The organism is Bacillus sp. FSL R9-9410 (genome assembly GCF_038050385.1).
GTDB lineage: Bacteria > Bacillota > Bacilli > Bacillales > Bacillaceae_G > Bacillus_A > Bacillus_A cereus_U.
This window is the reverse complement of sequence record NZ_JBBOTV010000001.1, coordinates 2,251,003-2,263,580: the sequence shown is the minus strand read 5'-3', so window position 1 is coordinate 2,263,580 and position 12,578 is coordinate 2,251,003. Positions and strand designations below refer to the sequence as shown.

Here is a 12,578-nt window from a genome sequence, read left to right as displayed (position 1 = left end):
ATAGGATCTAATTTGAATAGGCATAATCCTAACATTAAATGTGCAAATGTACAATAATTAAATGAAAAAAATATGAAAATATCGACTTTTTTCGACAAAATAAATTAGATAGAAAAACAATCTAATGTAAGAAAATTGTTGCTTTAGATGGTCTCTGCATTTCATAAATTAATATTGAAGGAATTATCAAATGATTTTTACGAGTAATAAAAGAGTAGATATATATATTAAATTGTGACAATTATAAAGTTAGTATTCTCCATTTTCATTATTTAATTTAACAAATTTAATAATAGTAAGGTGACTTTTCTATATTTAATATAAGTATTTGATGGGGTATGGTGATAAAAAGTGTCATGTTCTATATATCCATGTAGCATTTAGCACTTGTATTGCGAAATATTTTGACATAAGTTAATTTAAATATTAGGTACAGAAACATTTTAAGGAAAAGAGTCAGTATAAAAGTACCCTGAAAAACGTTTCACTCTAAAAACGTTTTTCCTCAAGAGATTTTCTCAGGAGCACTAAAGTTTTTTAATTTGTTTCTGTGCCTTATTAGATAAAAATAATATAATAAGTTGTTTAGAAAAGGTGAAAATTTCCCCCATTATAAAATGGAACCATATCACTTAACGTCCGTATGGTCTAGTTAAAGTAGGAATTTAAAGAAAAGGAAAGGGCTAGCTCTAGTTATAATTAGTGCAATAAATAGGGGGCTACTCAAATTTTTTTGTTAGATTTGGTAGGAGTAATATTTACGTTTGTTGGACTAGGTGTATTAAAGTGCATACCCTTTTTGATTCAACCGATGAGGCGCTAATCAAGGATTTAATCATCTAGAATTTAGAAAGGTTAAATATAAAACTGAATTTTCTGCTAAATTAGTAGAGACTAAAACAATCCCCTTAAATTGAACTATTCACTACTTAACGTCCTGATAGATTGTTTGAAGTGTTAGTAGGAAAATATAAAAATAAAAAAGGATATTCTACTCTTCTTTTATATATATAAAACAAAGTGTAAGGTAAGTTCCAGATCCAAAGTGTTTTATTTAATATTCATTCAATCTCATGCGTACTACTTTTATTTTCTTAAGAGCATGTATTTGCGTGGATGCTCTTAAGAGAATAAAATGCCTAAAAAAATAAGTATAAGCATACATTTTAAAAATTGATATATCGTATATTATAAAAAACTCCTTGTTCTTCAAATAACGAACAATACAATGTGAATGAAACTCTCAGAAGAATTTACATATAGAATTCACCTTAACTCAAAAACCCACATTTTATGCAAAATTATATTTGCTGCTGTAGAAGGGTGGGGGTTAACATGACCAAAACTTTGTGTAGGTTCGTATTCCTTGTAAAATAAGTGATTCTTTACTGTTTTCTCTAGTTGTATCTATTAATGATTCATCAGGTTTCCTTCCAGTGGAAGGGACATAAGTTGTTACTACCCTTGGAAATATATTAATAAACACCCATTCAAATTTGTCGATATTTCTATTTCCAAATTCTAATGTTTCAATTGGCTTAATTGTATTTTCTCTATCAAAAAATTTTATTATGTAAAACCTTTTTGAGAGGTCACTACTATGTTCAATAGTCCAAATTAAATTTTCCATTTTCTTGATTTGCAACAAGTCCATTTCCAAAAATCCTTTCATACATAAATATAGCGAATGTTCCTATTCTATACTATATATTTTGAAATTTAAATAGTTATCTTATACGATAGGATAAAAAGAAGTTAATACTCTAAAATTTATCTTAGAAAAGGACACACCTACGCATACATATGCTATAGGTGTGTCCTTTTTTAGTTGTTTATAAGTTTCCTACAGAGTTATTGAAGTAAAGTTTCAACAGTGTCTCCATAGTGAAGTGAGATTCATTATATAAGATTCATTTAAACCGTATATTAAGTTCATATGAATCGCATATTGGAATTGTACAATATGAGTGTAAGGCGTTTCTGGAATTATATTATTTTAAAAATATAAACTTCAATATACCAAAAAATAAGAATATTAAACCGTAATAATTTTAGAATATACTTCTAATTAAAAGACGTGCGGAAATGCACGGATAATAAAGGAGAATTTCTTATGACAATGTATAAAAATGAAATGAAAAAGAGTGTAATAACTGAAGAGGATGTAGATATGTTAAAAATAATGGCACATCCAATTCGATTGCAAATTATAAACGAGTTAATTCAGTATAAAAATGTAATGTTACACAATTGACGAAGCTTTTAAAAATTCCACAATCCACTGTTTCCCAACATTTATCGAAAATGAGGGGTAAGGTGCTAAAGGCTGAAAAAAAGGGTTTAGAGATGTACTATTATATTACTAATCTAAAGGCGAGTCAGATTGTTGGAATCTTAGGTTTGTAAATAAACAAAACTTCATACATTTCATTATAAGTAAAACGCAGAATAATCCCCCACAAATACGTGGGGGATTTCTTTTATGAAAATAATATCAGTCTTTTTGAGGAGTGACACGATGGTCACCATGAACACTATAAGAAGGGCAAGAGTGTCACCATGTTCTAATGTGCTAGTAAAAGAAAAATTTTGAAAGTGCTAAAATGCTTCATATTTCTCAATATAATTTATGTCGCAAAAATCTTTTAATTTCATCAAAAGCTAAGTGACGATGACCAGCCTGACAATGTTGTTCACCACCAGTTTTCTTAGTGAAAACTACAGAAGTGATGGAGGCTGCATTACATAGCTCCGATTCGATTTGCGGTAATCGGCTAATTGGAACGTACTGATCGTCTTCACCAGCCAGTAGCAATACTTCTTGATTTATAAACTGACCGATTCCTGCCATCGTATGTTTTTCAAAGTTTTTAAGTAAGTTAAATGGCGTTTTTTCACCTGTATTTTCCATACCCTTTTTAACTTTCCAGTTCAGGTCGATGCTGGTGGCCATCATTTGTTTAAACAGGGTATTAATTTTGTCAGCTTCATTAGTAGCCAGAAGCGTGGTCAATTTATTCCAGATATTATCCGGCATGCGCATCTTGAGTGCATCAAGGCCACTATAAAAAATATTAAAGGCGATGACTTTGTCGATTCGTTTTTCAAAAGCGGCGGCACGCATTGCCAAGTAGCCGCCCCAAGAAGCTCCGAGAATACTAACACGGTCAAGTTTGAAATAGTCAATGACTGTGGAAACGGGCTTCTCCCAGTTGTGGATAAATTTCAAGCCGTTTTTCAGTGCTGTTCCTTGTCCAGGTCCATCAAAAACTATAATATTATAATTGATTCCTATGAGGTAGTTCATCATCTTCATCATTTCCTCCATGTAGGAATCGTAGCCTCCAAAGAAAAGTAGTGTATTACATGCGCCTGGTGTCATGAATTTGATTGCAGGAAGATAGGAATCTTCATAAGGAATTTGATAGGTTTCATACTCAAAGTCATGAAAGCCCTTATAAAAAGTTTCACGGTATTTTTGGTACACTTTTTCTTTTTTTGGATCGGATGATTCCATATAAAACTCGGCAGCCTGATAATAAACCGAAGCCAGATCGAAGTCTTTCTGGTGCTCCCGCATTGCTGCATATTCTATCCAAGTGTTATACCAGCTGTCCGTGTCTGTAAGTCTTGGGATGATGGCTTGCAAATCCTGATTTGCCCGCTCATCGTCTTGATAGAAATCGTTGAAAAAACGATTAATTTGCAAATTGAACTGTTCGTTGTTTACATACTGTTTAAACATAAAATCCCTCCTTATATTTGACTACAAGGTAAGGATAAGAGAAGTATATTAAAGAAACAACAAGCAGGAAAGGATAAGAAGTACGAAATCGAACCATAAGGATATAAACGGTTCGATAAGCAACTTTGGGAAGGAGATTGATTAATAATGGGAGAGGATGTTCGCGTTTATAAAACGAAGAAAAATATTTCTAATACACTTATTACCCTCTTGAACGAAAAAGAGTTTGGTCGAATTACAACTAAAGATATTTGCATACATGCTTTGGTGAGTAAGTCCACATTTTACAGCCATTTTGCAGATAAATATGATCTTTTGGAAAAATTAGTGCAAAATTATGTCTGCTGGTTCAAGGAAGAAATTGAATTTCGTTTCGCATTAATAGAGAATGGAAATGTGGCTCAAGCTATTAATATGATAACCGATAAGATCTCAGCGCGAAAAAAAGAGGTTGCAACTTTACTCCATGTACGTGTTCCCTCAGCGGATTTACGTTTAGAATTAGAATCCATTTTATATAATGCCTGCTATTCCTATTTGAAAGAGAAGCAGGTTGAAGTAAGTGTGCCGATTGACTTTGTAGCTCAGTTGTATACAGCAAACGCAATGGTGTCAATCAATTGGTCGCTGAGCAACGATAAAAATCCAGATGTGGTTAAACTAATTGATAATATGCAGAGATATGTTTTTGATCTGATTTTATCAGGTGGTGAGAGAATGTAATAAATCATGAAACCTGCTTAATAATGTAGTTATCGTGTGGGGTGTGGTTGTAAAAAATTAAGTAATCGATATTTGGATTTTTTGTGAATCTTTATTGGTTTTTTATAAACTCTTTACTACATAATGTTACAAAATAGAATTAATTTGCTTAATTTAGCCCCATATCAGGTTAATAAATAAACTAAATGTGTTTATGTTATTGAACTATTAATATATTAGTAGGTGATTTGTTCGTTTATCCCTATATTGCTATTATATTAGCGTAAACAATATATTGGGGGGACAAGTATGAATTTGAAATTAACATCTAAGTTAGAAAGATTAAGAAAAAGTAAAAAAGGAATTGGTGCTTGTGTTTTAGCTGCAGGGGTGACGGCAATTACAATGATTCCTCAAAGTGCATATGCACATGGGTTTGTTGAAAAGCCGAGTAGTCGTGCTGCTTTATGTAGTCAGAATTATGGAGCATTAAATTTAAATTGTGGAAATGTAATGTACGAACCTCAAAGTCTAGAAGCACCTAAAGGATTCCCAGATAGTGGACCGATTGATGGGAAAATTGCTTCGGCAGGAGGATTGTTTGGAGGGATTCTTGACCAACAAACATCAAATCGCTGGTTCAAAAACACAATAAAGGGGGGAGCAAATACATTTACATGGAAATACACAGCGGCACATTCTACAAGTAAATGGCATTATTACATTACAAAAAAGGGATGGGATCCTAATAAACCATTAACACGTGCTGAATTAGAACCAATTGGAACTGTGAACCATGACGGTTCGGCAGCATCAAATAATTTAACACATACAATTAATGTACCAAATGATCGCAATGGTTATCATGTTATTTTAGCTGTATGGGATGTAGCAGATACGTCAAATGCGTTTTATAACGTAATTGATGTAAATTTAGTAAATAATGAAACTCCCGACACAGTAGCTCCAAGTCAACCAACGGGATTAAATGCGTCTAAAGTTTCTGCCAATAGTGTTGAACTAACATGGAAGGCCTCTACTGATAATATAGGCGTAAAAGAATATCAAGTGTTACGTAGTGGAGAAGTAATTGGTACGGTACCAGGTACAACTTTTACTGATAAAAAACTAAAAGCAAATACGGAATATACCTATACAATAAAGGCATTAGACGCTGCTGGAAACATATCAAAAGAAAGTGAAAAACTAAAGGCTAAGACAACAAATGAAATTCCAGATAAAGAGGCTCCGACTCAACCAAAAGGATTACATAGTATGGGTACAACAGCGACAACTGTTGATTTGATGTGGAGTCCGTCTGAAGATAATGTAGGTGTTGACCATTATATTGTATATAGAGAAAGCGCTGGGGTTATGAATAAAATTGGGGCAGCTGATAATACATCCTTTATGGATAAAGATTTGAAGGCTAATACATCGTATAAGTATGTAGTGACGGCGGTTGATTTAGCTGGAAAAGAATCTAGTAGAAGTGATGTTTTGAATGTAACAACAAAGTCAGGGGATTCCACATATGAAAAATGGGATGCAAGAAAGGCATATACTAAAGGTGATAGAGTAGTACATGAGGGAAAAGTGTATGAAGCGGTTCAAGATTATCAAGGGAACGGCGACTCAAATTGGATTTTTGCCCTATCACTTTGGAAGCCAGTTTTGAATAAATGATAAGCTGGAAAAGGTAGTTAACATTTTGGGATTTCTTTTTGAAAATTAAGGGTCGTTCCAAATATGGATTATCTAATGGTTTAAATGATATGTGAGTAAATTTAATCACCATCTTAATGTTTACGAAATGAAATCAAAAAAGAACCCCAATGGTATTCCATCAAAAAGGAATTCCATTGGGATTCTTTATTTTTTTAATTTGTAATAGCGTATATTTTCACTGTAAATTTGTTAGTGGCACCAATTGGACTTGCAATATAATATTTAGTATTTGTGTAAGCTTCAGTCCTAGATTCATGTGAAATATTTTTCCAAAGAGTAGAATCTGTACCTAGGGAAACGTCAATCATTACATTGAAAGAAATAGAAGAAGGATAATCTTTTTCTGAAGGTTCAATAACCCATTTTAATTCCTTAGTACCTACAGGTAAACTATCAATTTTAAAGTTTTGACTGGATCGGTTTTTTTGTCCGGATAAAGGACTAGATTCGGATGAAATCTGCGAAATTAATATTTCTTTTTCATTCGAATGTATACCATTTAATTTAATGATACTATCAATTAAACCTGGCCCAGGAAAATCAGCTGCGATGATACCAGAATGTTTAATTCCACCTTGTTGCAAGAGTTCGGTCCCAAGTGTATTCATACCACCATAATATACTTGTCCATTTCTATCGCGGGGGAAATCACTCCACGCATTAGTGAAATTCGTTTGAATCAACTTAGGACTACTATCAGTATTTCTGTTCTCTTTTCCACTTGCAACAAACCAAGGATATACATTATTTAAAAATGCGGCTGCACCACCTGTACCGCTAAAATGGTTGAGATATATTTTTCCATTATTAAAGTTAGTATTTGCATTTTGCAGATGGGTTTTTACCGCATTCCATTTTCCATATATTTCGTCTGGACCGCTTCCAATTTCAAATTTATCTTGTATATTCAAACTTTCGTAATCAATACCGTACAATTGAGAGGATGTAAAGTTTTGTAAGATTACAATTTCACCCCGGATATCTCCTAAAGTAGGGTTGTTTCTATCTGAAGTTGGTACGGAATTAGGATCCCAAAAATATGAAACATTAACGTTTTTATATTTTAAAAATATCTCCTCAAATGATAGAGATCCACTTTCAGGAGTGGTTTCTTCTTTTAAGCGCATTAAAATTGTTTCTGTCGGATAATCTTTTAAAAATTGAATTGCCTCTTTTAATACATCTTCAAACACTGCTTTTTGATTTGCAATACCATGGTACATTGCAAAAGAATCTTTTACACGTTTAACACGCATATCTACATATCGAATTCCAGAATTTAATTGTTGGGGTAGACTCATAGTTTGATTTCTTGTCAAATTTTCATCAAGAAAACTTGCTCCATGTAAAGCCATTGTACCGTGAGTCCCTGGAATAGATAATTCACTTAATTTTATTGAATCTGCTACTTTCGACATCCAAGCTGGATTTTGATAGCCTATATTGGATTCATAGGAATAACCGGGATGACTATCAGCAAAAATAGTAGATGGTGTACTTAAATTTGCTAGTATAAAACAAGTGAAGATACTAATTTTTAATAACATTCTCATTTTTATTTTGTGCATTTTATCTCTCCTGACTTTTAAACGATAGATATAATAAAATAAAGTGATTTTTAACTATATCTATTGTTTTTATTCTTAAAGTAATGAATATTTGTGTTTGAAAAAAATATAAAATAGGGGTGGTAAGTTACTTGAGATTTTAATAGTTTGTTGTAATAAATTGTATCTAATAGTCAAACGGATTCTTAAAGAATTGAAGCATAGATAGGTAAAAAACAAACTTTCCGCTGTACTGTATACAAACAAAACAGAAGTCTTAAAAAAGACTTCTATTTTGTGACATATAATGAATGATAAGGTGGTTAACAAATCAAGATAATGTGACTGAGTGGTAAAAATCTATTTATAGCTGTTTCAGAATTTTTTATAACAAGGTTACTTATGAAAAATGGGACTCTGTTAGGCTAACAAAAATTAAGAAATTCTACTCATTAAAACTTAAACTAACTACAGTTGCGATAGATTGGGCTGCATGTTCCCAGCTTCCATCTATCACTTTTCCAATCTGTTGACCAAGTGCATTTAAATCATTTGGATTAACTGGAATCCCATTATACGCAGCAAGAATTGATAAAAGTGGAGCGGCAAAAGGTGTCCAACCACCTCTATCAATATTAAATACAGGCTTATCTATTACCTTTCCATCTTGCACTGTAAACTCATAATAAAATTGATCATCTGGACGAAAACTTAAATGATGAGAAATTTGTCCCTTAACGTATGTTTTACCGCCACCTAAATTTACTACTTCAATTGGTTTTACATTAAATTCATGCTCAAATACTTTAATTTTTTTAACTTCTGGACCATTTAAGGCAGCCTTAACCGCTGTTTCCAAATTATTTTGTGCAAATGGTTGAATACTCATTTGTGCCTCTTTTTGTTGGATAGGAGCCTCTTTTTCTGCAGCAAACACCGATGTAGTCGGTAGTGCACCTGTAGCTAATGTAGCTGCAAGTGCTGTCGTCATCATGATTTTTCTTTTCATCTTCATAGTTTTCTTCCTCCCTTAAAGTTATGATATATAATTTTTAAAAGACTGACATGGTGCAATATTTTATTTCATAATGCACGCAAAAAACTAGTTTAAGAATTATGTGAAATTATGTCAGAAAATTAAAGTTAATTATATATGCACTTACAATGATAGCTATCTACACATGTTTTTTCAATTTTCTAACAAATGGTGTAGTAATACCTTTTCATAAGGCAATTTAGTGTTTCAATTCTCTCTTTGTACGTTTTAAACAAATTAAAATCGTAGTGGTAATAATATATTTGTAATCAAATGTCGTATATAATTCGAGAAAAGTACACAATATTTTTATCAAAAACTATAGGAATTATCATGATATAGTTATCAAACTAAGTAAGATAAATGTTAATATTATGAAGGAATTCCAGTGAACTGCTATAAAATCACTGAAAAATGAGCATGACATCATACACGCATGCGATTGAAAAATTTTATAAGTGGCGTATAAAACTATAATAAATACTACAAATCAATTAAAAAATTTCAGTTATTCTGAATGCGAAGGGCACGTAATATTTATTGTGAACTGTAGTACTGATCAAGATTTTAGGAGGAAATATGAACAAGAAGACTAAAAGAATCATATTAATTATTGGTATATTAGTAGGCATTAGTATCTTTTTATATTTACAAAACAATTTAATAAGTATAAGTGAGGTTAAAATAACCTCTAGTAAAATTCCCTCTTCTTTTAAAGGATATAAAATACTACAAATTTCAGATTTACATAATAAAAAATTTGGTGATAATCAGGACGTATTAATCAAAAAAGTGAAAAATTCGAATCCTGACATCATTGTTATTACTGGTGATTTAATAGATAGTAAATCGTACGATGCAGAAATTAGTCTGCAAGTAATACGAGAACTTGTAAAAGAGTATCCTATATATTTTGTGACAGGAAATCATGAAAAGTGGTCGGGAAAATATAACAGTTTAGAGAAAGAATTGAAGAAATACCATGTTACTGTTTTAAGAAATGAGCATGTAAGTATTCAAAAAGGTGAGCAAGAAATATACTTACTAGGTATTGATGATCCTGATTTTACTAATGGAAACCGTGACGAAGGAAGTATTATAAAAGATGAAACTGTAAAAGCAAAGGATAAAGCGCAACCAGATGGATATAAGGTATTATTATCTCATAGGCCTGAATTTCTAGAAGAGTATGCTGATGAGCAAGTAGATTTAGTTTTATCGGGTCATGCACATGGGGGACAAGTTCGGTTACCTTTTATCGGGGGATTAGTTGCTCCTAATCAAGGAATACTGCCTAAATATACAGCGGGTTTATATGAACAACAAAATACGTCTATGATAGTTAGTAGAGGATTAGGCAATAGTATCATTCCGCAAAGAGTTTTTAATAGACCTGAGATTGTAGTCGTGCAGTTAAATTAATCTGTACGGCTTTTTTGTTCAGGGGAATAATTTAAAGGAAGTTTTTCTTCAGTACAAGTTTCCATTACAATTTTGTTAAAATTTTTCAACGTTACATAAAGTAACAAAATTTGACCTATTGAGTTTGTTATAGTGTAAATAATCAAAAAACTTAAAAATTAGTCGAGTTAAAATAGTTATTATTAAGCGATATTAAAAATATAAAGGGGTGTCCAAATGCATAAAGAATTTGAAATTGAAGAATATACGGCGATTGAGGAGCAAATTCATTATTATAGTACGTCTTTATTAGTAAGTCATCCTGAGCAAATTGTAAAGTATTTAGAACAACGGTTGGAAAAGTATGCAGAAACGTTACAATATGCACATTTATATCCGGAAACGGTTATATTACCAATACAGCAAATAGTTATCGAATATTCTTTAGATATTGCTAGAATTAGAAGGTATTTAAATTTAAAAACATAACAAAAATCGAATAATTTACAATGAAACAGAGTCGACTTTAAGAAAAAATATTCTAATGTCGACTCTGTTTCATTGTTTTAGTAAATAACAGAAAAAATATTTATCTGTAAAGTTTGACATATAATAATTCGAGAGTAAAATAAAAGTGAGTACTCACTCATTTTAAAGAAAAGGGGGATTTTTAGTGCAACAATCTTCAATTATTTTACGAGATGTATCAAAAAAATTTGGAAAAAAAGAAGTTTTGCATAACCTTTCGTTGCAAATAGAAAAAGCAGAAATTTTTGGATTGGTTGGACCTTCCGGGTCAGGGAAAACAACACTCATTAAAATGATTGCAGGTATTAATGAGTCAACTACAGGGGATGTAATTGTTTTTAATACAAACATGCCTAATCTAAATGAAATGAAAAGAATTGGTTATATGGCTCAGGCTGATGCATTATACGAAGAACTATCAGCATATGAAAATGCAGATTTTATTGCAACGATGTATGGGTTAAAAGGTAAGCGTAAGAAAGAGAGAATTGAAGAAGTTTTTGAACTTGTACAATTATCAGAGCATATGAAAAAGCAAGTACAGCACTTTTCAGGTGGAATGAAAAAACGTTTATCATTAGCGATAGCACTCCTTCATGAACCGGAAATATTAATTTTAGATGAGCCAACAGTTGGGATAGATCCTCTTCTTCGAAAATCGATTTGGGAGAAGTTTTATGATCTTAAAAAGAAAGGCACTACTATTATTGTAACAACGCACATTATGGATGAAGCTGAGTTTTGCGAACGTCTAGGGCTAATTAGAGAAGGAAATTTAGTTGCGATTGGCACACCAGAGGAATTGAAAAAACAAACGTCATCCGGACGAATTGAAGATGTCTTTATGTTAGAAGGAGTGATTGAATCATGAGAGTTAATGGTGTAGTTATCCGTATCATTCGTCAATTTTTTCGAGATAAGCGTTCTTTAGCAATGATGTTTGGGGCACCAATGTTATTACTTTGGTTATTGTCGCTAGTATTTACACAAAAAGACTATATACCGCATATTGCTGTAGTCGATGTGCCTGCTCCTATAGTAAAAGCAATGAAAAATCAAGAAGCATCAATTTATGAATATAGTAAAGACAAAGCCATTTCGGAGTTAGAAAAGCAAAAGGTAGATGCAGTAATTCATTTAGAAAATGGAAAAATGAATCTTCTATTAGAAGGCAGTGATTCATCAAAAAACCGTGCGGTACTTCAAGTATTGCAAAAGAGTACAGAGAAGAATAATGTATCAATGATGAAGCCTGAAGTGGATTATTTACATGGCTCTAAAGACATTACGATGTTTGATGGGCTTGGTCCCGTATTAATTGGTTTCTTTACATTTTTCTTTGTATTTATATTGTCCGGAGTATCTTTTGTAAGAGAACGTTTAAGTGGTACATTAGAGAGATTATTGTCCACACCAGTGAGAAGATGGGAAATAGTTGTAGGATATATTATTGGTTTTGGAATCTTTGCATTTATACAATCTATTATAATTGTAAGTTTTTCAGTTTATATTTTAGATTTATATGTAGCTGGCTCAATATGGCTAACGCTACTTATAACATGTATGCTTTCTTTAACTGCACTAACATTAGGCACATTTTTATCGGCATACGCAAATAATGAATTTCAAATGATTCAGTTTATACCGCTTGTTATTGTACCACAAGTTTTCTTTTCTGGGTTGTTTCCAATGGAATCCATGAATACATGGTTACAAATGTTAGGTAAATTATTTCCACTCACATATGGTGCTGACGCTATGAGACAAGTAATGATTCGGAATCAAGGGTTTGCAGAAATTGCTTTAGATCTTACTGTATTACTACTTTTTTCACTATTATTTGCAGTAGGAAATGTATTTGCGTTAAAGAAACATCGCAAAATATAATGAT

At 32.0% G+C, this 12,578-nt stretch carries 10 protein-coding genes and 1 pseudogene; 7 read left to right on the top strand and 4 right to left on the bottom strand.

Annotated elements, in window-relative coordinates; translation table 11 throughout:
- Nucleotides 1-1,330 precede the first annotated feature (1,330 nt).
- Nucleotides 1,331-1,654, bottom strand: a complete 324-nt coding sequence (locus MKX77_RS11865; protein ID WP_002127477.1) for a hypothetical protein — start codon at nt 1,652-1,654, stop codon at nt 1,331-1,333.
- Nucleotides 1,655-2,113: 459 nt separating this feature from the next.
- On the opposite strand from MKX77_RS11865, the pseudogene MKX77_RS11860 reads away from it, so the two are divergent.
- A pseudogene (locus MKX77_RS11860) lies at nt 2,114-2,406 on the top strand (ArsR/SmtB family transcription factor).
- 211 nt (nt 2,407-2,617) lie between these two features.
- On the opposite strand, the gene MKX77_RS11855 reads toward MKX77_RS11860, so the two are convergent.
- Nucleotides 2,618-3,745: an alpha/beta fold hydrolase gene (locus tag MKX77_RS11855; RefSeq protein ID WP_341306734.1), complete on the bottom strand. Its 1,128-nt coding sequence runs from the start codon at nt 3,743-3,745 to the stop codon at nt 2,618-2,620.
- Between the two features lie 147 nt (nt 3,746-3,892).
- Here MKX77_RS11855 and MKX77_RS11850 point away from each other — a divergent pair, with 147 nt between their 5' ends.
- Together MKX77_RS11850 and MKX77_RS11845 are read left to right on the top strand one after the other, a co-directional pair.
- The gene (locus tag MKX77_RS11850; RefSeq protein WP_341306733.1) at nt 3,893-4,468 is read left to right on the top strand and encodes a TetR/AcrR family transcriptional regulator; all 576 of its coding nucleotides are present in this window, start codon (nt 3,893-3,895) and stop codon (nt 4,466-4,468) included.
- Between the two features lie 288 nt (nt 4,469-4,756).
- Nucleotides 4,757-6,133 carry a lytic polysaccharide monooxygenase gene (locus tag MKX77_RS11845; protein ID WP_341306732.1) on the top strand — a complete coding sequence of 459 codons (1,377 nt, stop codon included), beginning with the start codon at nt 4,757-4,759 and terminating at the stop codon, nt 6,131-6,133.
- A gap of 194 nt (nt 6,134-6,327) precedes the next feature.
- Here the strand turns inward: MKX77_RS11845 and MKX77_RS11840 are convergent, their stop codons facing one another.
- Both MKX77_RS11840 and MKX77_RS11835 read right to left on the bottom strand, forming a co-directional pair.
- A complete protein-coding gene (locus MKX77_RS11840) occupies nt 6,328-7,743 on the bottom strand; it encodes a phosphatidylinositol-specific phospholipase C (protein WP_341306731.1) in 1,416 nt (471 codons plus the stop codon).
- 424 nt (nt 7,744-8,167) lie between these two features.
- Nucleotides 8,168-8,737 (bottom strand): hypothetical protein, encoded by a 570-nt coding sequence (locus tag MKX77_RS11835; protein ID WP_002065511.1) that lies wholly within the window; start codon nt 8,735-8,737, stop codon nt 8,168-8,170.
- Nucleotides 8,738-9,337: 600 nt separating this feature from the next.
- On the opposite strand from MKX77_RS11835, the gene MKX77_RS11830 reads away from it, so the two are divergent.
- From MKX77_RS11830 to MKX77_RS11815, 4 genes are all read left to right on the top strand, one after another.
- Nucleotides 9,338-10,180, top strand: coding sequence for a metallophosphoesterase (locus tag MKX77_RS11830; RefSeq protein ID WP_341306730.1), 843 nt, complete (start codon nt 9,338-9,340; stop codon nt 10,178-10,180).
- A gap of 216 nt (nt 10,181-10,396) precedes the next feature.
- Nucleotides 10,397-10,648 carry a hypothetical protein gene (locus MKX77_RS11825; RefSeq protein ID WP_215556393.1) on the top strand — a complete coding sequence of 84 codons (252 nt, stop codon included), beginning with the start codon at nt 10,397-10,399 and terminating at the stop codon, nt 10,646-10,648.
- A gap of 184 nt (nt 10,649-10,832) precedes the next feature.
- Nucleotides 10,833-11,558: an ABC transporter ATP-binding protein gene (locus MKX77_RS11820; RefSeq protein ID WP_002065516.1), complete on the top strand. Its 726-nt coding sequence runs from the start codon at nt 10,833-10,835 to the stop codon at nt 11,556-11,558.
- A complete protein-coding gene (locus MKX77_RS11815; protein WP_215556394.1) occupies nt 11,555-12,574 on the top strand; it encodes an ABC transporter permease in 1,020 nt (339 codons plus the stop codon). Before MKX77_RS11820 ends, MKX77_RS11815 begins: the two co-directional genes overlap by 4 nt.
- Nucleotides 12,575-12,578 lie beyond the last annotated feature (4 nt).